The organism is Nocardia sp. NBC_00565 (assembly GCF_036345915.1).
Classification (GTDB): domain Bacteria; phylum Actinomycetota; class Actinomycetes; order Mycobacteriales; family Mycobacteriaceae; genus Nocardia.
In genome coordinates this window covers 8,842,689-8,863,433 of record NZ_CP107785.1, presented here as the reverse complement: position 1 = coordinate 8,863,433, position 20,745 = coordinate 8,842,689, and the positions used below count along the sequence as shown (strand labels likewise).

18 protein-coding genes and 1 pseudogene are annotated in these 20,745 nt (G+C 67.0%); 7 read left to right on the top strand and 12 right to left on the bottom strand.

Annotation, left to right across the window (positions count from 1 at the left end; translation table 11 throughout):
• The first annotated feature begins 86 nt into the window (after positions 1 to 86).
• The 3 genes from eccD to OG874_RS40515 all read left to right on the top strand — a co-directional run bounded on the left by eccD (position 87) and on the right by OG874_RS40515 (position 3,802).
• On the top strand, positions 87 to 1,553 hold the full coding sequence (gene eccD, locus OG874_RS40525; RefSeq protein WP_330252311.1) for a type VII secretion integral membrane protein EccD: 1,467 nt from the start codon (positions 87 to 89) through the stop codon (positions 1,551 to 1,553).
• A gap of 41 nt (positions 1,554 to 1,594) precedes the next feature.
• Positions 1,595 to 2,959, top strand: coding sequence for a type VII secretion-associated serine protease mycosin (gene mycP, locus OG874_RS40520; protein WP_330252310.1), 1,365 nt, complete (start codon positions 1,595 to 1,597; stop codon positions 2,957 to 2,959).
• A 63-nt stretch (positions 2,960 to 3,022) separates the two neighbouring features.
• A complete protein-coding gene (locus OG874_RS40515; RefSeq protein WP_330252309.1) occupies positions 3,023 to 3,802 on the top strand; it encodes a potassium channel family protein in 780 nt (259 codons plus the stop codon).
• A 56-nt stretch (positions 3,803 to 3,858) separates the two neighbouring features.
• Here the strand turns inward: OG874_RS40515 and eccB are convergent, their stop codons facing one another.
• Complete coding sequence (gene eccB / locus OG874_RS40510) at positions 3,859 to 5,346, bottom strand: type VII secretion protein EccB (protein WP_330252308.1); 1,488 nt, start codon at positions 5,344 to 5,346, stop codon at positions 3,859 to 3,861.
• A 112-nt stretch (positions 5,347 to 5,458) separates the two neighbouring features.
• On the opposite strand from eccB, the gene eccE reads away from it, so the two are divergent.
• Positions 5,459 to 7,108 (top strand): type VII secretion protein EccE, encoded by a 1,650-nt coding sequence (gene eccE, locus OG874_RS40505; RefSeq protein ID WP_330252307.1) that lies wholly within the window; start codon positions 5,459 to 5,461, stop codon positions 7,106 to 7,108.
• A gap of 89 nt (positions 7,109 to 7,197) precedes the next feature.
• On the opposite strand, the gene OG874_RS40500 is transcribed toward eccE, so the two are convergent.
• Positions 7,198 to 7,758, bottom strand: coding sequence for an NADPH-dependent FMN reductase (locus tag OG874_RS40500; protein ID WP_330252306.1), 561 nt, complete (start codon positions 7,756 to 7,758; stop codon positions 7,198 to 7,200).
• Positions 7,759 to 7,933: 175 nt separating this feature from the next.
• Here OG874_RS40500 and OG874_RS40495 point away from each other — a divergent pair, with 175 nt between their 5' ends.
• Complete coding sequence (locus OG874_RS40495; RefSeq protein WP_330252305.1) at positions 7,934 to 8,773, top strand: NAD(P)H-binding protein; 840 nt, start codon at positions 7,934 to 7,936, stop codon at positions 8,771 to 8,773.
• 542 nt (positions 8,774 to 9,315) lie between these two features.
• Here OG874_RS40495 and OG874_RS40490 read toward each other — a convergent pair.
• Both OG874_RS40490 and OG874_RS40485 read right to left on the bottom strand, forming a co-directional pair.
• Positions 9,316 to 10,299, bottom strand: a pseudogene (locus OG874_RS40490) (NAD-dependent epimerase/dehydratase family protein); the annotation flags it as partial.
• Between the two features lie 5 nt (positions 10,300 to 10,304).
• Positions 10,305 to 11,114 carry an S-methyl-5'-thioadenosine phosphorylase gene (locus OG874_RS40485; protein ID WP_330252304.1) on the bottom strand — a complete coding sequence of 270 codons (810 nt, stop codon included), beginning with the start codon at positions 11,112 to 11,114 and terminating at the stop codon, positions 10,305 to 10,307.
• Positions 11,115 to 11,347: 233 nt separating this feature from the next.
• Here OG874_RS40485 and OG874_RS40480 point away from each other — a divergent pair, with 233 nt between their 5' ends.
• On the top strand, positions 11,348 to 11,707 hold the full coding sequence (locus OG874_RS40480; protein WP_330252303.1) for a metal-sensitive transcriptional regulator: 360 nt from the start codon (positions 11,348 to 11,350) through the stop codon (positions 11,705 to 11,707).
• A 3-nt stretch (positions 11,708 to 11,710) separates the two neighbouring features.
• On the opposite strand, the gene OG874_RS40475 is transcribed toward OG874_RS40480, so the two are convergent.
• From OG874_RS40475 to OG874_RS40455, 5 genes are all read right to left on the bottom strand, one after another.
• Entirely contained in the window at positions 11,711 to 12,619 is a 909-nt protein-coding gene (locus OG874_RS40475; protein WP_442943475.1) for a TAXI family TRAP transporter solute-binding subunit, read from the bottom strand.
• A 50-nt stretch (positions 12,620 to 12,669) separates the two neighbouring features.
• Entirely contained in the window at positions 12,670 to 14,094 is a 1,425-nt protein-coding gene (locus OG874_RS40470; RefSeq protein ID WP_330252301.1) for a sensor histidine kinase, read from the bottom strand.
• Between the two features lie 41 nt (positions 14,095 to 14,135).
• Positions 14,136 to 14,795: a response regulator transcription factor gene (locus tag OG874_RS40465; RefSeq protein ID WP_330252300.1), complete on the bottom strand. Its 660-nt coding sequence runs from the start codon at positions 14,793 to 14,795 to the stop codon at positions 14,136 to 14,138.
• A gap of 46 nt (positions 14,796 to 14,841) precedes the next feature.
• Complete coding sequence (locus OG874_RS40460; RefSeq protein WP_330252299.1) at positions 14,842 to 16,263, bottom strand: MFS transporter; 1,422 nt, start codon at positions 16,261 to 16,263, stop codon at positions 14,842 to 14,844.
• A gap of 181 nt (positions 16,264 to 16,444) precedes the next feature.
• Positions 16,445 to 17,278: an LLM class F420-dependent oxidoreductase gene (locus tag OG874_RS40455; protein WP_330252298.1), complete on the bottom strand. Its 834-nt coding sequence runs from the start codon at positions 17,276 to 17,278 to the stop codon at positions 16,445 to 16,447.
• Between the two features lie 190 nt (positions 17,279 to 17,468).
• Between OG874_RS40455 and OG874_RS40450 the strand changes: the two genes are divergently transcribed.
• Positions 17,469 to 17,909, top strand: a complete 441-nt coding sequence (locus OG874_RS40450; protein ID WP_330252297.1) for an Hsp20/alpha crystallin family protein — start codon at positions 17,469 to 17,471, stop codon at positions 17,907 to 17,909.
• Between the two features lie 65 nt (positions 17,910 to 17,974).
• On the opposite strand, the gene OG874_RS40445 is transcribed toward OG874_RS40450, so the two are convergent.
• From OG874_RS40445 to rplQ, 3 genes are all read right to left on the bottom strand, one after another.
• Positions 17,975 to 18,802 carry a cupin-like domain-containing protein gene (locus tag OG874_RS40445; RefSeq protein ID WP_330252296.1) on the bottom strand — a complete coding sequence of 276 codons (828 nt, stop codon included), beginning with the start codon at positions 18,800 to 18,802 and terminating at the stop codon, positions 17,975 to 17,977.
• Between the two features lie 314 nt (positions 18,803 to 19,116).
• A complete protein-coding gene (gene truA, locus OG874_RS40440) occupies positions 19,117 to 20,064 on the bottom strand; it encodes a tRNA pseudouridine(38-40) synthase TruA (protein ID WP_330252295.1) in 948 nt (315 codons plus the stop codon).
• Between the two features lie 140 nt (positions 20,065 to 20,204).
• Positions 20,205 to 20,738, bottom strand: coding sequence for a 50S ribosomal protein L17 (gene rplQ / locus OG874_RS40435; protein WP_330252294.1), 534 nt, complete (start codon positions 20,736 to 20,738; stop codon positions 20,205 to 20,207).
• Positions 20,739 to 20,745 lie beyond the last annotated feature (7 nt).

The window sequence follows — 20,745 nt, the reverse complement described above, 5'->3', positions numbered from 1 at the left end:
CTGCTGCCCGAACGGTGGGTTCGCAAGCTCGGCCCCCTGGTTCCCGGAACGCGGAAATACGAGGTAGAGACCGAGTTGGGGGAAGCTTGACGCACGCGCGACTTGACCATATCGACGAAGAATCCTCGCGCGGCATCGTCCGTGCGCCCGACCTTGCGCGGGTCACGATTCTTGCCAAGCACACTCAGGTGGATATGGCGATTCCGGTGGATGTGCCGGTCGCGCTGGTGATCCCGAGTGTCGTCGATATGGTCGCTCAACACAGCCGCACCAACGACTTCGACAACGAGGGCGAGCGTTACGAGCCAGCTGAATGGGTGCTGGCCCGCATCGGCCATCCGCCGTTCTCCAATTCACTGAGCCTCGGCGAGCACGGTGTGCGCGATGGCGAGCTGCTCATGCTCGAGAGCGCCTCGCACACCGCGCCGACGCCGCTGTTCGACGACATCATGTACAACGTCGCGATCGCCGACGCCGATCACTACCGCAGCTGGACCCCGAAGGTCGCGCGGATCACCGGCTCGGTGCTCGCCGCGCTCACCATGGTCGTCGGCTGCCTGGGTCTGCTGCTGTCCAAGGACGCGCTGCCGGGGTGGGTGAGCGGTTCGCTCGCGCTGACCGTGGCGATCCTGCTGGTGGTCGCGGGCATGGTGCTCAGCCGGATGTACAGCGACACCTCGACCGCGCTGGTGCTCGGCGGCTGTGCGCTGCCCGCCGCGTTCACCGCCGGAATGCTCTATGTGCCAGACGATTACGGCTGGGCGCACCTGCTGCTCGGTTCGGTATTGGTCGGCGCGACAGCGATTCTCGCGTGGCGCGTCACCGGGGTCGGGCTTGCGCTGTTCATCGGCGCGGCCACACTCGCGGTGTATGCCGTCCCGGCCGCACTGGTCGGGACGCTCACCGCACAGCCGGAGAAGGCCATCGGTGCCGTCGTCGCCGCGCTCGGCCTCGCGGGTCTGTCACTCGCACCGCGGGTTTCGATGCTGCTGGCGGCGCTGCCGCTGCCGCCGGTGCCCTCCCCCGGCACCCCGATCGATCCGACCGAGGACGATCCGGACGATCACCGCGCGCTGCCGACCATGGACGCGCTGCGGGTGAGGTCGGAGCGGGCCCGCATGTACCTGGCCGGACTGGTCTCGGCGACAACGCTGCTCTCGGTCGCGGGCGCGCTGGCGGGCACCGATCCGGGCGCGGACGATCCGTACTGGCCCGGCATCGCGCTGGCGCTGGTCACCGCCGCGGTGCTGATGTTCCGCAGCCGCACCTACGCGGGCGCGGAGCAGGCCGTGGTGTTGATCGCGGGCGGCGCGTCGATCGTGCTGATCATGATGGTCGGCGTGGCCATCGGTATGGAGCAGCCGCTGGCGGTATTCGGGGCGGCGATGGTCGTGCTGATCGCGGCACTGATCCTCGGCATCATCATTCCGAACCAGTCCGCGACGCCGCCGATGCGCCGCGGCGTGGAACTGCTCGAGTACGCGTTCGTGGCCGCCGTGCTGCCGCTGGTGTTCTGGGTGGCCTCGCTCTACTCCCTCGTTCGCGGGCTGTGAAGCCGCACCTGCGCGTCGCGGCGGCGGCCGTGGCGTTGGGCATGAGCGCATCGTTGGGATTGGGCGCGGGTGCCGCTTCGGCGGATCACCCGCCCGCGGTGAATCCGGGTCTACTGCCCGCGGGCGATCCGGCGGCACCGCCCGAAAAGACCGAGCGGCCAGCGAATTCCGACTGCTCGAATACCGTCTCCGGCGGTGCGGGCGCGACCATCCCGACCGCGCAGCGCTCGCTCGATCTGGACAGCGCCTGGCGGTTCTCGAAGGGCGAAGGCCAGACGATCGCGGTCATCGACACCGGTGTCGCGCGGCATCCTCGATTGCCCGGTCTGATCGCCGGTGGAGATTTCGTGGCGAACTCGGGCGACGGCACCGAGGACTGCGACGGGCACGGCACCTTCGTCGCCGGCCTGATCGCCGCGTCGAAGGTGGACGGTCAGGGCTTCTCCGGCGTCGCGCCGGAAGCGCGCATCATGACCATCCGCCAGACCAGCAAGATGTATCAGAAGGAAGGCCGGGCCAGGGAACGCAATCCCGACGACCTGCCCGAGGGCTACGGCAATCTGGCCACCATGGCATCGGCGATCCGGCGCGCGGCCGACGCGGGTGTCAACGTCATCAATATCTCCGAGGTGTGGTGCGGCTCATCCAATGATGTGGACGGATCCATCGGTGCGGCAGTGCGATACGCGACCCTGGAGAAGAACGTGGTCGTGGTCGTCGCCGCGGGCAACCAGGACGGCTCCTGCAAGACCGAGCAGCAGATCATCGATCCGCTGCGTCCGTCCGCCGATCCGTGGAGCAACGTCAGGGTCAATGTGAGCCCGGCGCGCTGGGACGACTATGTGCTCTCGGTCGGTTCGATCGATTCGAACGGCGCGCCGTCGAAGTTCACCGTGCCCGGCCCGTGGGTGAGTGTGGCCGCGCCGGGCGAGAACATGGTCTCGCTGGACCCGCGCGGCACCGGCACCGCCACCGGAACCGTGAATCAGCAAGGGCAGCAACAGGCGATGAGCGGAACCAGCTTCGCGACGCCGCTGGTCTCCGGCGTGGTCGCGCTCGTGCGGGCCCGCTTTCCCGAGATGAGCGCGCTGGATGTGGTCAAGCGCATGCAGGCCACCGCGCACGCGCCCGCCGAGGGGTGGAGTCCGTATATCGGTTACGGCGCGGTCGACCCGGTCGCGGCGTTGACCGATGAGGTGAGCAGCAGCCCACCGCTGCCGCCCAAGCGACCGAGCCCCGCCAAGAGCGCCCAGCTCGCGGTGCCCGCGCCGACACCGCCGCCGGACAATCGGGCCCGCAATGTCGCGCTGATCGGCACCGGGATCATCGGCGCCCTACTGATTCTCGGCTACCTCGCCTCGTTCCCGATCCGCCGCCGGTTCGGCGTCCACTCGGACGATATGTAGCGTCGTCGGGGCAAACGGCGGTACATAGGGTGTCGCACCCGATCGATACAGCAGGTAGTTCCCGTGGTTCAAACGAGCACAACCCAAACACCACCGAGCCGTAGACAAGCCTGGGAACGCGCGACCGGTATCCCGATGCTGGCGCTGGCCGTACTCTTCATCGGCGTCTACGCCTGGCACGTGCTCGATACCGGGGCGTCACCGCGACTCGATGCCTGGCTCGAACGGGTCGACATCGCCATCTGGGTGGCGTTCGCGGCGGACTTCGGCGTGCGAACCTGGCTGTCCACCGATCGCTGGCGGTTCGTGCGCACCCACCCGCTGGAATTGCTGATCGTGCTGTTGCCGCCGTTCCGGCCGGTGCGGCTGCTGCGGGCGGCGCTGCTGGTGCTCGACACCCTCAACCGCAACCGGGTCACCCGCGCCCGGCTGGCGATCTTCGTCGGTACCAGTTCGGCGCTCACGCTGGTGCTGTGCAGTCTGGCGTTCTTCGACGCCGAATACGGCGCTCCGGACAGTAAGATCCACAACTTCGGCGATGCGCTGTGGTGGTCGATGGTGTCGGTGACCACGGTCGGCTACGGCGACGTATATCCGGTAACCGTGCACGGCCGCCTGATCGCGCTGATCCTGATGACTCTCGGCATCGGCCTGATCAGCTTCGCCATCGGCACCACGACCAGTTGGGTGATGGATCAGCTGAAGAATGTAGAGGCCGTCACCGAGGCGACCGACCGCGAAGTCAGTGTCCTGATCGACGAGATCCGTGCGCTGCGCGTGGAAGTCGCCGCTCTGCGCACCGCAGATGTCACATCGTCCGATCCGGATCACCAGCCGAGGTGAACACCGCCGCACGTCTTGTCGACGGTTGCGGCCGAGATGAGGTGTCCCCGCGTTCCTCAGTTCTGCGAGGCGACAGGCGATTTCGACGGTGAGGGGTCTGCGGCGACGCCGTCGTGGGCGACCATCGCGTCGGCGCGGGCCAGGCTCGGACCCGCCGCGAGCAGGCCGATGATCGGCCACGGCGCGGGTTCGGGTTTCGTCCCCGAATCGGTGTCCATACCGAGCGCCTTCTCGGCATCGGCGTCCTTGATGCCGTAGCGGACGCCGGTGTCGGCGATGTAGAACTTGCTGTCCTTGCGGCGACTGTCGGGTTCGATGCCGGTGGTCTGGACGAATGCGCCCGTGCCGGGCGGGATGTAGACCGCATCGGCGTTGGCGCCGGAGCCGTCCGCTTGGGCTAGCGGCACCAGCTTGGCCTTATCCGGAATCGGCAGTGCCACACCGGTGAGTACCGTCAGCTCGGCGCGGCTGCCGCCGTCCTTGTTCTCGGCCGCCGCTGCGAGCGGTTTCCAGGACAGGCAGCTGACGGGGTCATCCTTGGTCTGGATGAGCGAGGGAGCGGACTGCGGGTAGTCACCGACCGGCAGCGCCTGCGAGATGTCCGCGTGGGTGCGCTCGATGTGTTCGATCCAGCTGCTGGTTGCCGTGGTCGGGTTGCTATTGCGGATGATTTCGGCGGTCACCCGAGAGATCGGCTGTAGACCGTCTCGCAGCACCACATAGTTCACGTCGGGCTCGGTGGGCACCTGCACCACATCACCGATGCGGTGACCGCTGATCGAGTAGGCCACCGAGCCACCCGGATTATCGATGTGGGGCGGAATGATCCGCAGTACTTCGGGAATCGTATTGAGCAGGCCCTCGCCGATCGGCCGGGCGGTCGCGCCGGTGATCTTCAGTGCGTCGGTGACGGCGCGTTCCTTGAGGTCGATGCGGGCGCGCTTGCCGTCGTAGATCAGATACGCCGAGTCCTTGCCCTGGACCAGCAGCGCCCGGTCCTTGCCCATGACCGAGGCTTTCTCGCCGAGCGAGAGCGGACCGGCCAGCACCGAGGTGGTCAGGTCCTTGCTGCCGTCGACCTTCAACTGATCGCAGACCGTCCAGATCCGGCCCTTGCCGTCCTTGTCGAAACGCAACGAGGAGGGCGCGCCCGGGATGCCGATCAGCTGCCCGCGCGACTTCTTGCCGATCTCGGATTCCTTGACGATGCTTGCCTTTTCCGGCGACCCCGCGGCCAGCCGGGCCGAGGCCAGGTTCAGCGTCGGATGCACCACGTCGTTGATCACCACGTAGACGGCGCCGGATTCCTTGCCGATCAGAATCTTGCTGCTGCCGATCTTGTCCTGTGGGCGCAGCAGTGCGAGCACGCCGCAGCCCGCCAACACCACGATGGCCATGATCAGCCCGGCCGCGTAGGCGCGGGACTGGGAGCGCATCGGATCGTGCAGCATGCGCACATCCCGGCGGACCAGGGCGTGTTCCATCCGCCGGACCAGAAAGCGGTAGCCGCTCACCTGCCAGCGTGTAGTGGGTTTTGAAGGCATGTTTCCCTCCCCGAACAATGCTCGCGTTCGCGGAACACAGTACAGTTCCCGAGGACTAATGTTCAGCTCGGCCGATATGAAACGGCCGTTACCGGGTACTTGGGGGACGACGATGGCCGAACAAGCCGGTGCGGGACCACGCCCGTTGCTGGGGCGCATCTCGCTGCGAAATCTGCTGATCGCGCAGGTGATCGGGCTCGCGGCCGGACTGCTCGCATTGTTCGCCGGATTGGGTGCGTGGCCCGCGCTCGGCGTCGCGGTGATCGCCGGACTGCTGCCGTTGATCCCGATCGCCAAGCGCACCATCCTGGACTGGATCGCTACCTGGTGGCGCTATCTGACCCGCAGTGACTACGAGATCGGCGACACCGTCGACTTCCGTGGCTCCGACGGCCGTTCGCTCGGCCTGTATTGGGACGGCACCCGAGTCGTCACGGTCGTCGAGGTGCTCGCCCCCAAGGGCGGGCTGACCCGGATCGCCCGCACCACCGTGCACGCCTCGCATCTGCTGCCGCTGCCGGAACTGGCCAAATGCCTGAACCAGCACGACATCCTGCTCAGCGGCATCGACATCATCAGCCACGGACACCGCAGCCGCTCCGGCACGCCCGCTGGCAAGATCTACGAATCGCTGCTCGGCCCGCTGCCCGCCACCGCGCACCGCAATGTCTGGCTCGCCATCAGCTTCGACGCGATCGCCTGCCCCGAGGCGGCGGCCCGGCGCGGCGGCGGCAGCGAGGGCGCCTCACGCGCGGTAACCATTGCGACACAACGCATCATGCGTACCCTCGAGGACGCCGACTGCAGCGCCCGCATCCTCACCGCGCCCGAGATTCGCAAGGCCGTCCTGCAGATCACGCAGGGCTACGACCCACGCACGCTGACCCACCGCTGGCGCTACGCCGAAATCGGCAACAGCGTGAACATCGGCAGCGCCGTCGACCCGAAGCGGCTCGGCTCGGATCTGCTCTCGCAACTGTGGGTCGCGCCATCGCGCGGCACCACGGTCGCGGTGCGGCTGCGCCCCGGCAGTTCGGCCGAAGCGGTGAGCATCGGCGCCGCCTGGCGGCTGACCGCGCGGGAGCTGCCCGAGCGCACCAAGCTCAAGGGTCTGATCTCGATGAACGGACGACACCGCGACGGACTGCTCGCGCATCTGCCGCTCGCCATACCCGAACTCGACGACGCGGTCCCGGTGACCGAATATCCGATCGATGTGATCGCGGCACTGCACCTGCCGTCCTCGGGCTGTGGTCAGCTGATCGGCTCGGACGACGAGGGCCAGGGTGTCGCGGTCCGCATCGTCGGCACCGGTATCTCGACGGTGTACGTGGCCGGTGAGCTGTATCTGGCCCAGCAGTTGGTATTCCGCGCGCTGGCGGTCGGCGAGCGGATCCTGATCCGCACCGATCGCGCGCACGCCTGGGAAACCCTGGTGACCACCATCAGCAACCCGGAACGGCTGCAGATCGCGGTGGAAACGCATCAATCCGACGCCGGATTCACCGCGACCGTGGTCGACGGAGTACTCGCCCCCGCGCCGCACGCCGGTGTCACAACGATCTATGTGACCGGTGATCCGATGGGTTGGCCCGCAACCCGGCCGGACCTGTCGATCCATCAGCCCAGCGCCATCGGCAACCACGTCGTACTGCGCACCGGCACAGCGCAAGTCGACCTGACCCTGGTCTCCATTCCGCGCGAGGCCACCTACATCGGCCACCCGCGCGGCCGCCGCGCAATGGCAGGGAGCCCGCAGTAGCCTTTCCCGCCTGCCGGCTGGACAACGTCGCACCTGGTGCAAAGAGGGCGGTATCAGCCGGGGGTGTCAGATTTTTCAGACAGTCCCGATCAGCCCGGGTAGGGGTTGGTGGTGCGGGCTTCGCGCAGAGTTCTTGCCCACCAGGCTAGTTGGCGGATCAGGCGTTCGGCGGCGTCGATGGCGGCGCCGTCCTGGGTATTGCCTGCTTCGTCGAATTGTTTCTTGGCCTGGTGGAAACTGACGGTTTCGCGGATGGAGACCATGTGGATTTCGGCGACCACCTGGCGCAGTTGTTCGACGGCGCGCAGGCCGCCGGAGAGTCCGCCGTAGGAGACGAAACCGATGGGCTTGGCGCGCCATTCGTGTTTCGCGTTGTCGAAGGCGGTTTTCAGCGAGGCCGGGTAGCCGTGGTTGTATTCCGAGGTGATCGCGACGAAGGCATCGGCGGCGGCCAGACGCTGGCGGTAGGCGGCTACGTCGGTAGTGAAGGCGAGGTCCGTCGGCAGCGGGGTGGTGATGAGATCGATGACGCCGGTATCGAATTCGGGGCGCGCCCGGACCGTGCGCAGGAACCAATCGGCGACCACCGGAGCGAATCGCTCCGGGCGCGTACTGGCCACGATGACCTCTAGCCGTAGCGGGGTATCCACTGCGCGAGCCTAACGCTGTGCAGCGCCGGTACGGTCGAAGCAGGCGCGGCGATCTCGATTCGGTCGATATCCGCCGACCATTCCGGCATGTTTACCTGAGATGGGGAGACGCCGCTGCGACGATTTCGCATGATGGACGAGTCGACCGAACAGAGTGCAACCTGGAGGAGCGAACATGATCCTGATAACCGGCGCGACGGGCAATATCGGCACCGAACTGGTTGCGGCACTGAGCAATTCCGGCGACGCAGTGCGCGCGCTGGTCCGCGATCCCGCCCGCGCACAGCTACCCGCCGGTGTCGAGGGTGTGATCGGCGATCTGAATCAGCCGGAGAGCATGACCGAGGCCCTGGACGGGGTCACCGGAATGTTCCTGCTGCCGGGCTACGCGGACACACCGGACCTGCTCGCCCGCGCGAAAAAGGCAGGCGTACAGCACGTTGTCCTGCTCTCGGGCGGGTCCGCCGCGCTGGCGGACATGAACAACGCGGTCTCGGCGTATATGACCCAGGCCGAGCGGGACGTGCGGGAATCCGGTCTCGCGTGGACGTTCCTGCGCCCGCGCTCGTTCATGTCGAATGCGCTGCGCTGGTTGCCGCAGCTCGCGCAGGGTGATGTGATCCGCGCCCAGTTCCCCGACGTACCCGTCGCCGCCATCGATCCCGCCGACATCGCGGCAGTCGCGGCGGTTGCCCTGACCGCGGGCGGACTGGCAGGTCGGATCCTCGAACTGACCGGACCGCGGGCACTGGTACCCGCGGATCAGGTCGCGGTGCTCGCCGAGGTGCTCGACCGGCCACTGGTCTGCCAGGGGCTGACGAATGCGCAGACGCGCGCCGAACTCGAGGCGACCATGCCGCAGCACTATGTCGATGCGTTCTGGAGCTTCTTCGTCGACGGCACGTTGGACGAAACCCAGGTCTACCCCACCGTGCACGAGGTGACCGGCCGCGAGCCGCATACCTTCGAACAGTGGGCGCGCGCACATGCCGACGCCTTCGCACCTGGTCAGTAGCCCGAACGCGACATCGTAGTCCTGGCCCGACACCCGATCGAACTCCTGCTCGAGCCGGGTCACCCAGCCCAGCACCGCGTGCCGGGCGTCAGGTAATCGATGAGTCGCCGCCGGAGGACTTCTCCAGTGCTTCCACTGGCGCAGCGGCTCGCGCCCAAGGTCTCGCTCCGATACGAACCTCACCCAGCCGTCTCGGCCTACGGCGCAGGGGATTCCGACCTGGGCGGACCCACTTCATCCTGCGACGCTCGCACCTCGGGCTGCCCAGCGGCCTCAGCTCCCCGGAATCCGGTTTCAAGCAGCGGCGTAACACCCGCCCCCGGTCCGGCCGCCGCCAGTGGCGCACCGGCTCCCGCCGCAGGTCTCGATCCGGGGGATTCCGCTGGAGACTTAGGGTGTGGCGCAACAGTTTGCTCGCCGCGCGTGGGAGCGTCCAGCCGATGTGGGCCCGGTGTGTTCGCGGCTGCCTTCGGGGCAACCCGCACATGTAGTGGAGCGGATTCCGGGCGGCGTTCGGGTGTGGTTGCCTCCACTGTGGGGGCCGCGAGTTGGGCCAAACCCTGTGCGGGTGGGATTTGAGCCGTGAAACCCAGTGCGTGCCTTGCTCGTTCGGGGTCGGCGACGATGTGACGGGCGTCGGCCAGTAGGTAGCGGCCGGTTACCACGGGGTCTGCGCCGCCGCGGGACTTGGCCATGATGGAGGCGACCTCCCACATGGTGATCGGGTGGCCGGAGGCGATGTTCAAGGGGACGAAACCGGGGAGGCGTCGGTCGACCGCGGCTACGGTGGCGGTCACGATGTCGTCCACATGTACGACATCGCGAACCTGCCCGCCGTCCTCGTCCACCAGGGGTGGGCGGCCCTGTTCCAGTGCGGCGAGGAACTTTCCGATGAATCCCGAGCGGGTGCCCGGGCCGTACCCGTTGTGGCATCGCAGTGCCGTGACCGCCGCGCCGGTGGCCAAACCCCAAGCTAACGCATAATTTTCCTGCGCCAACTTGCTCGCCGCGTAGAAGCCGCGCGGACGCAGCGGCGCATCCTCGGTGACCGGCTCCCAGGTGAGCAGTTCACCGGTGCGCGGCGCCAGGTGGTCGAACATGCCCCGGTCCAGGTCGGCGCGCCGCCGCAGGCCCGGGAAGAACGGCCCGCTGTTCATCCCGCGATAGCGCCCCTCGCCGTACACCACGATCGACGAGGCGAGCACCAGATGCCGAACCTTCGCCCGCCCCATCGCATCGAGCAGCACCGCCGTCCCCAGATCGTTGTGCGTGGCGAACACCGCCGATTCGGGCCCGGAGGTCACGGCAGCGAGATGGCAGACGGTATCGATACCGCGCAGCAGCGGCTCGATGGCATCGGCATCGCGCACGTCCACCTGCGAAACACCGTCCGGCACTTTCGCATTCGGCCCATGCACCCTGTCGACCAGTACATCGATACCGACAACCTCATGCCCGGCAGCGGCCAACGCCCGCCGCAGCCTCGACCCGATGAGCCCGGCCGCGCCGGTGACCAGCACACGCATAGCAATCAGGGTAGTTCGAACGGCAGCGACACTCCCGCGTGGACACGGCAGCGATCGCAAGTTTCGGTTCCGGTGACCGCCGAGACCGAGCGGCGGATCAGTTCCTTGAACGGGCCGAGGTTCTTCTTGAACTCGGCGAAGACGTCGACCGCGTGCACGCCGGCGCCCTCCTCCAGGCCCGCGTCCAGATCGGTCACCAGCGCGACTGCGGCATAGCACATTTCGAGTTCGCGGGCGAGCACTGCCTCGGGATGCCCGGTCATATTGACCAGTTCCCAGCCCTGTGCGGCGAACCAGCGGCTCTCGGCCCGGGTGGAGAAGCGCGGGCCCTGCACGACGACCATGGTGCCCGCGGGCTTCATCGGCAGCACGTCGGTCGCGGATTTCGCTGCCGCGGCACGCAGTTCGTCGCAGTACGGGTCGGCGAAGGAGACGTGCACGCCGCTGCCCTCGAAGTAGGTCTGTGGACGGCCGGAGGTCCGGTCGACCAGCTGATCCGGCACCGCGACGGTGCCCGGCCCCCAGTCCGCGCGCAGGCTGCCGACCGCGCACGGCGCGAAGATCCGCCGCACCCCGATCGAGCGCAGCGCCCACATGTTGGCCTGATACGGCAGCGAATGCGGTGCGTACTCGTGCTGTTTGCCGTGCCGGGGCAGGAAGGCTACCGAGCGACCCTCCACCTCGCCGATCGCGATCGGCGCGCTCGGCTTGCCATAGGGCGTGTCGACCTCGACGGACGTCGCCTCGTTATCGAAGAAGTCGTAAAAGCCACTACCGCCGATCACGGCCAGCGCGGGCCGAATATCCACACTCATGCATAGATTCTCTCGTCCGCCCCTGATTCCCGCCAGGCCGGTCCACATCTGACCAACTGGACCTGCGGTCATCATGGCCTGAGTCGGGTCGCAGCGGCGCCGAACATCGGACCCGCACGCGGACAGCCGACGTGGCCGAGAGCACGCCGACCTGACAATTCTCGCCTAGAACTGTACCCTAGGGGGGTATTAGACCAGGCCGGAGCATCCGGCAAGCAGCGAGGAGACAGTCGGTGACATCCACCCCGTCGCACAACGACACCGCGGCCGAGGGCACGACCACCCACGACCACGCCGCGCCCGATCATGCCAGTCATGGCTACATCACCGCCAAGGACGACTACCTCAAGCGCCTGCGCCGGATCGAGGGCCAGGCCCGCGGCCTGCAGCGCATGGTCGAGGAAGAGAAGTACTGCATCGACATCCTCACCCAGGTCTCCGCGATGACCAAGGCGCTGCAGGCCGTGGCGATGGGCCTGCTGGAAGACCACATCAGCCACTGCGTCGTCGACGCGGCGGTCACCGGTGGTCCCGAAGCCGACGCCAAGATCAAAGAGGCCACCGACGCCATCGCCCGCCTGGTCCGTTCCTGACCGTCAGCCGTGTCGTCGCCGGTAGACGGCCGCCGCACCCGGATGCAAGGGGACCGAATCGGTGCCGATGAGCTGGCGGGTGTCCAGGAACTGTGTGCCCGCCGCCTCCGCGGGGACCAGCCGGTCCGCGCGGGAGACCAGGAGATTGACGATCGCCCCGGCCGCGGCATCCGACATACTCGGTGCCGCGAGCAGCAGGTTCGCCACGCCGACCGTGTGCACCGCCCGACCACCCTCGTAGGCGTCGGCGGGAATCACGACCAGGTCGTAGAGGTGTCCGAAGCGTTCGCGCATCGGCGCTGCCAGGTCGCCGAGTTCGACGAGTCGAAGCTGCTGCGGAACGTCGAGCACGCCGGTGGGTACGCCCCCGGCCCATAGCAGCGCGTCCAGCTCACCGGATTCCACGCCCGCCACCGCATCTCGCAACGGTCGATGCGAGATGTCCACGTCCACATCCGGATTCAAGCCCGCTGCCCACAGCAGCCGCTCACCGGTCACCGCCGCACCGGATCCGGCGGCGCCGAGGTTGACTCGGGCCCCGCGCAGATCGGTGACCTGCTGGATCGGCCCATCCTTTTGCACAGCCAGCTGCAGATAGTTCTCGTAGACCCGTCCGAGCGCCAGCATCGGCTCCCGCTCGTCCCGCACCGAATCCGCAAGCGCCAGAGCGGCATTCACCTCTCCACTGGCCAACATCGCCAGATTCTCCTGCGACCCGGCTGTCGGCACCGGTTCGATCCGCACCGTCCCCGCCTCCGCGGCGACGGCCGCGAGCAGCTGCGCGAAGGCATGATAGAAGCCGCCGACCTCGCCCGAAGCCAACCGCACCCGATCCGCGTCGCGACCACATCCCGCGGCACCGGCCGCGATACCGAAGACAGTCAGCGCCAAGAACTTCCGCCGCTCGATCATCGACACCCCGCCTCCACGGCACTGTGCGGCATCGAAGCCGCCCCGCAGCCTCATCGCGGCACCACCTGCGGCAGGCGAACCACGATCGCGAGCCCGCGCGGCTCGACGGGCCGCACCGTGAGTGCGCCGCCACGTGCTTGGGCCAACGCCGCGGCGATCGGCAGCCCGAGGCCGGAACCGCCCGAGGACGCCCCGGAACCGCGGAAGAAACGGGTGGTCAGCTTGTCGATCTCCACGGGTTCGACACCCGCGCCATTATCGCGCACGGTCACCGTTACCCAGTCCGGCTCGGTATCGACCACGATGACGGTCTGCGTGCCGGTTCCGGCGTAGCGACACGAATTGCTCAGCGGCACATCGAGAATCTGGGCAAGCACATCGGCGGAAACCGCGGTGTCGGCCTCGCGCACCATGGGCGCGGCACGCAATTCCTGTCCGGCGTTCTCGAAGGCGGAGTACCAGGCGTCGACCCGATCAGCGACCACCTGTACAGCGTCGCAATGGTTTTCGGTATCGGTCGGAGTGCGTGCGGCCTCGAAGGCGGCGGGCGTCTCGGCGACCGCCAAATTCAACAGGCCATCCAGTAGCGCGGTCAGCCGGTCGACCTCGGCTCCCGCACTGTGGAAGGTGGCCGCCGCGCTCTCCGGGATCGCGGTCTCCAGGGAATCGAGCCGAATCGTCAAGGCGGCGAGCGGATTCCGCATCGCATGGGCGGTGTCGGCGACGAGCTGCCGTTGCGCATCCGCCGAATCGGCCACGGCGAGCGCCATCGCGTCGAACGATTCCGCGACCGCCCGCATCTCCGGCGGCCCGCCGTGGTGACGGGCGATCGAGACGTGTGCGGCGGCCTCGGCGCGCGGCTTCGGCAGTGTCGCGGTCAATTCCGCGACCGCCTGCGACAACGCCGCCAGCGGGCGCAGCACCCAGCGACTGAGACTCAGCGCCAGCATGGTGAACACCACCATCGCCAGCACCGCACCGACCGCGATCACCGCCCACGCGCGGGCGATATCGCGACGGGCACGCGCGGTGGAGGCCTCGATCACCACCGCGCCGTTGACCTGCACCCCAGTGCCGACGGGTCGGGCGATCAGCACCGTCGGCCCGCTCCACGGCGTCAGTCGGTTGACCGGCTGTGGCCGCTGGTTGCGGCGGGCGGCGGCGACCGCGGCCTCGACCGGCGCGGCGGCCACATCAACCCCCGCGTTCACCGTCCTGGCACCGCGGGCATCGACGACGAGCACGTTCTCCGCGTACAGATCGTGGTAGCGGCCGACCTCGTCGGCCAGCGACCGGCTGTCGCCCTCGGCCACCGCGGCATCGGCGAGGCTGGCGAACCGGTCCGCGTCACCGGAGCGATCGGCGACGAACTCCTGGGTCCGGCTGGTCGCGAAGGTCAGCGACAGCGGTACGGCGAAGGCGAATACCGCGATCGCCGCGAATACCGTCAGCGCGACGAGTAGCCGTCTGCGCATGCTGGCTCCGCTCCTCTACTCGCACTGCCGGGCCAATATGATCACTGACCCCAGCGGTAACCGTAGCCGCGAATCGTGGTGATCAGCCCAGGTCGGTCCAATTTCGCGCGCAGACCGGTCATATGCACATCCAGCGAGCGCGATACCGCGACGAACGCATCGCCCCAGATCCGATCCATCAGCTGCTGGCGGCTGACCGCGGCACCGGGCCGCTCCACCAACGCCTCCACCAACTCGAATTCCTTCTGAGTCAACGCGATCGGCTGCCCGGCCACCTCGACTACCCGGGCCGCGAGATCCACCCGCACATCCCCGGTGACGACCTCGGCCCGCTCCGGTTGCGACCCGGCGGCCGCGCGCCGCACGACATTCTCCAGCCGGGCCATCAATTCGGCGATCCGCGGCGGCTTCACCAGATAGTCGTCGGCGCCGCCGCGCAATCCGCGCACGATCGAGCGTTCGTCGCTGCGTGCGGTCAGGATCAGCACCGGCACCGAACTCACCTCACGCAACTGGCGCAGTACGTGCAGGCCGTCGCCGTCGGGCAGTCCGAGGTCCAGAATGACCGCGTCGTAACCGCGGTGGGCGGTGAGCAGATCGGCGCCGCGGCGCTTGCGATCGGCATGATAGCCGCGGGCGTTGAGCGCCTCTACCAGCGCGTCGCCTACACCGTCATCGTCCTCGACCACCGCCAGCCGCACACACCGATCCTCCCACAGCGGGTGATCGGCGTGTGCGGATAGGCGGTCAGGGTCGGGCGGGGGCGAGATCACGGTCCGACTCGGCCGATGGCGCATCCACCTTGGTGAGCGAGACATCGTCCGCTGCAGCCGCATCGGCGTCGATGGTGGATCCGCGCGAGGTCTCCCGCATGAACCAGTAGGTCAGCAGCGAGATGCCGATGCAGCCGGCGACGTACCAGAAGTACAGCGACTCATGGTGTGCCTGCTTCAGCGACAGCGCGATGGTCTCCGCGGTGCCACCGAAGATCGCGACGGTCAGCGCGTAGGGCAGGCCGACGCCGAGCGCGCGGATCTTGGTCGGGAACAGCTCGGCCTTCACGATCGCGTTGATCGAGGTGTAGCCGGTGATGATGACCAGCGCGCCCATCATCAGCGCCCACGCCGCGATCGGGTTCTTGGTGTGCGCGAGCACGGTCATGATCGGCACGGTCAGCAGGGTGCCTGCGACACCGAAGAAGATCAGCAGCTTACGCCGTCCGATCCGGTCGGAGAGCGCTCCGGCCAGCGGCTGCAGCAATACGAAGACCAGCAGCGCAATGAAATTGATCCACGAGACGGTCGACTTGGAGATGCCCGAGGTGTTGATCATGAACTTCTGCATATAGGTCGTGTACGTGTAGAACGCCACGGTGCCGCCGAGCGTCAACCCGATGACCAGCAGGCATTCCCGCGGATACTGCAGCAGCATCCGCAGCGATCCGCGCGCGGGCTGCTGTGTGCCGGCCGCCGCCGAGGTGCTGTTGACCGACGGAACGCGCTCGGCCTCGACTTCGGCCTGGAAGTGTTCGGATTCATCCATGCTGCGCCGCAACCACATCACGATGAACGCGGCCCCCGCACCGATGACGAACGGAATCCGCCAACCCCAGTTGTTCATCTGGTCGTTGTTCAGGAACTGCTGCAGGACGATCTGCACGCCGAGTGCGACCAGCTGTCCCGCGACCAGCGTCACGTACTGGAAGCTCGAATAGAATCCACGCTTACCTGTCGAGGCCACCTCGGACAGATACGTTGCGCTGGTTGCGTATTCGCCGCCCACCGAGAGACCCTGCAGCAACCGGGCCAGCAACAGCAACACCGGCGCGGCGATGCCGATCGTCTGGTACCCCGGCGTCAACGCGATCAGCAGCGATCCCGCGGCCATCACCGTCACCGACAGGGTCAGCGCCGAGCGGCGACCGAACTTGTCGGCGTAGCGTCCCAGCGCCCAACCGCCGAGTGGCCGCATCAGGAAGCCGACCGCGAAAACCGCGGCGGTGGACAGCAATTGCGCGGTCGAATCGCCCTTCGGGAAGAACGACTTCGCGAAGTACACGCTGAACGCGGCGTAGACATACCAGTCGTACCACTCGACCAGATTGCCGATCGAACCGCGCAATACGTTCGCGACCACCCGGCGCTCGCCGACAGGCTGTGTCGTAGTCACAAGATCTCCTTCTTCGACCCTTCGAGCGACCTGCAAGCAGTCGCTACGACGCAACCTTGCGTCGGTCGGAGACCAGTGTGTGCGCAGTCACAGCGCGCACGGAACCGTCGCAGACGGTTTCTAACGTTCCCTTAGGGCGATCGGCCGGTAACTTCGGCCGATCGCCGAGTCGAGATTCGGCTCAGGACTGTTTCGCCAGCAGCGGGGCCAGGGCGCGCAGGGTGGACGACGGGTCACCGTCGAGGACCTGGATCGCGACGTGATCGGCGCCCGCGGCCAGATGCGCGGAGAGCTGGTCGACGACCGACTCGAGTCCGCCATGTGCCACGATTCCGCGGTAGAGGCGGTCGCTGCCGGGCTTGGTCAGGTCGTCGTCGGTGAAGCCGAGCCTGCGCAGGTTCGCGACGTAGTTCTGCAGGTCCAGGTAGAACTCGACGCGCGGGATCGCGGTGGCGCGGGCCCGTACCGGATCTTCGTCCAGGACGACCTTGTGTTCGGTGGCCAGCAGTGCGCCGTCGCCGAGCACGGCGCGAGCGCGCGCGGTGTGCTCGGTGGTGACGAGGTAGGGCAGCGCGCCCGCCGACCGTTCCGCCGCCAGCTTCAGCACCCGTGAACCGAGCGCGGCGAGTGCGCGCCGCTGCTTCGGTACCCCTTCGGCATCCAATTCGTCGAAGTATTCGACCAACGCGTCATAGGGCTTGCGGTATTCGCTGACGGCTTCGGGATGGCCCGCACCCAGGCCGAGCAGGAACCGCCCGGGAAACCGTGCATCGATCCGGTGGAACGACTCCGCGACCTGTTTCGCGGGCGCCGTCCAGATGTTCACGATGCTGGTCGCCACGGTGATCGACTCAGTCGCCTCCAGCAGCGACTCGACCACGGGTAGATCCGCGGGTGGAGACCCGCCCAGCCACAGCGCACCGTAGCCGAGCCCCTCCAACTCACTCGCGTCCGCCGGGGTGAACTCCGGATAACGCCGCCATACGCCGAACCGTCCGAGACCTTCGATCGCCATGTTTCCAGCCAACGACTCTGCCGCCGTTCCTATTCCAACGAGATCGGGCGAAATTCGACACCAGATCGGCGAAAATCTCAGCGAACCTATTAGCACTCGCTATCCGAGAGTGCTAATTTGGTTGGTGCACAGCCTCCGGCGCCCGCCGCCGTGGCCGGCGTCGCCACTAGTGAAATTGGAGGTGATTGCTGTGCTCCGGTTCGACCCATTCCATGACATCGACACCGTTGCCCGCCAGCTGCTCGGCGAAACCGCCGGGACCGCACGCGCGCCGCGATTCATGCCGATGGATCTGTTCAAGGCAGGCGACCATTACGTACTCAACGCCGACTTACCCGGCGTCGACCCCGGCTCGGTAGATGTGAGCGTCGACAACGGCACCCTCACTTTGCGCGCGCAACGCAGCCTGCCGAGTGACGAAGGCGTGCAATGGATTGCGTCCGAGCGCTTCGCCGGGTCGTTTATGCGCCAGCTCAGCCTCGGCGACAATGTCGATGCCGACAAGATCAGCGCGACCTACAACAACGGCGTGCTCTCGGTGACGATTCCGATCGCCGAGAAGGCCCAGCCGCGCCGTATCGAAATCTCCGGCGCCCAGCAGCGGACAATCGAGGCGGGCTCGTCCAGCTGATCGGTGTCATGCTCCCGCACTGCCGTGCGCCCGCCGAATCGCGGTGCGGGAGCGTCCGCATCCTCTTATTTCTTACTGCGGAATCGGCTCTTTACGCTGTCGACGATGCGCAGCACGCCGCGCACGGCCTGTGGGAAGAACGCGGCTCGCATGAATTCGAAATAGCTCGGGTTGTAGCGCGCGACATAGGAGATGGCCGCATCCACCGACTCGACCTGGTGCCACCAGAACATCGGAATGTAGAGAATGTCACCGGTCTCCAGCACCACGTCGTAGTACGACGAGTCCCGCAGGCGCGGATAGTCGGTCACATCCGGGTCGAAATCCTCGACCGGGAGCCCCGTATACATATCCGAAACATGCCGTGGCACACGGCCGTACACATTGTGATATTCATTCGGCGCGAACAGCCGGACCCGCTTGCGGCCGTGCAACTGGATCAGCAGGCCATGCCAGGGATCGTTGTGCAGGGGTGTCAGATTGCCTTCCTGCCCCATCCAGACGCTGCTGGCCGCCGAACTCTGCGAGCGACGCCCGACACGAGCGGGCAACTGATCGGCGAGCGGGCCGGAGTCCGCGGCCGCTCGCGAGTAGTACTTCTTGTCGGGCAGCGGAGTGTCGAAAATGGCGTCCACGACGTCGCCGTACTCGAGCAGTTCGGTCGGCGAGGTCTCCTGGGTGAACACATTCGTCGCGCTGACCAGTGCATACACCTTCTGTTCGCGGTATTTTTCGCGCAACTGTTGTGGCTGGTAATCCTCGAACACCGGCCAAGACGTCGCAGTGCCGCGGAAAACGACCGGACGCTTCCGATCGAAGACATCCTCCAGCTCGAGTTTGTCATGAACAGGCACGGTCAGGCCGTGCTGCCCGCCGCTGAGCGGCTTCACCACATCCCGAATATTTCGTCCGAGCCACATCGCGAAACTTGCACAAAGAATCGGAGCGAGTGTGACCGGCCTCTCGTCATAACCTTTTGCCATATCTCCAAGTCTTCCGGCTGATCTGGATGCACGCCTTCCATTGGTCGGCAGGCCGAATATCAGGGGTATCGGCGCGATCTCGGCGGAGGCAGCAACGCCCCCGTCAGGGGCAGACTACCCAGTAGAGCTCGGTTGACGCTGCCCATATTCTCACCGTCGGTGAGAATATGGGCACCCGCACCGGTGAAGTACAGACCGGCTGTCGTGCCTCGTGCGGCCTTGGCTCAGCTACCGCAGCAGCTGTCGTCTTCGGTTGGTACCGAACGCATTTCGCGAGTTTGGGCGTTGCGGGCGGCCAGGTCGGAATCGGCGGGATAGTCGACGGCGATGAGGCTGAGGCCGTGGGCGGGGGCCACGGTGACCGAGCTGGAGCGTTCGGTTTCCGCCAGCAGATTGCCGACCCAATCGGGCGTGCGGCGCCCCTCTCCCACGGCGAGGACCGCGCCGACCAGACTGCGAACCATGGACCAGCAGAAGGCATCCGCGCTGACGTAGGCGGTCAGCAGATCGCCGTCGCGCGCCCAATCGAAGCGCTGGAGTTCGCGGACGGTGGTCGCGCCATCGCGGCGGCGGCAGAAGGCGGCAAAGTTGTGCAGGCCCAACAGCTTTCGCGAGGCCGCGCGCATGGCTTCGATATCCACATCGTGGCGGCAGGGGACAACGCTGCGGGCCTGGAGTGGTTCGGCACCGTAGGTCGCGGTAGTCAGCCGGTACACATAATGACGGCGGATCGCCGAGAATCGGGCGTCGAATTCGGGTGGTGCGACACGAATGTTCTTGATCCGCACGTCTTTCGGCAGAAACCGCGCCATGCGATGGATGAGCTTGGCCGCGTCCGGTTCGGTGCCGATATCGAAATGCGCGACCTGCCCCTCGGCGTGCACACCGGCATCGGTGCGCCCCGCGACGGTCAACTGGATCGGCTCGCGCAACACCTTGCTCAGCGATTCCTCGAGCACGCCCTGCACGGTACGCAGACCGGGCTGCCGCGCCCAGCCGATGAAATCGGTTCCGTCGTAACTGATGTCGAGCCGCACTCGAACCGAATCGGCATCGGACTCCGTCCGCAGATCGAAGTCCGCAGCCTGCACGACTCCAGGCGAATCCACCGGTGCGGACTCGCTCAACGCCATCGACTGCGCGGTCGAATCCACCGAATCCTCCTCGGTCACAGGCGATCTCCTAGTCGATACGAACGCCGACCGGACGCACTCAGCACGCGAAACCGATGCGCGGTGATCTCGGTCGGACACGAATGAGCCCGCCGACCCACAGGGCGCGGCGGGCTCATCCCGGACTTGCGACGCGAACGTCAGGCGTCCTTCTTGTCCTCAGTGGCCTCGTCGGCAGCCGGGGCCTCGGCCTCGACGACCTCGGCGACGACCTCTTCGGCCGGAGCCTCAGCGACGACGGTCTCGGCGGCCGGAGCCTCCTCGACCTTCTTGGACGCGGCAACACGGCGAGCGCGGTCGGCCTCGTTGGTCACGGTCTTCTCCCGGACCAACTCGATGACCGCCATCGGCGCGTTGTCGCCCTTGCGGGGCAGCGTCTTGGTGATGCGGGTGTAGCCACCCTCGCGGCCCTCGAACGACGGCCCGATCTCGGCGAAGAGTTCGTGGACGACGTCCTTGTTCCGGATCACCTTGAGCACCTCGCGACGGTCGGCGAGAGTGCCGCCCTTCGCCTTGGTGACCAGCTTCTCGGCGTAGGGGCGCAGCGCCTTGGCCTTGGCCTCGGTGGTCGTGATACGACCGTGCTCGAAGAGCGCCGTGGCCAGATTGGCGAAGATCGCCTTCTGGTGCGACGCCGACCCGCCGAAGCGAGCACCCTTCTTGGGCTTGGGCATTGTTTGT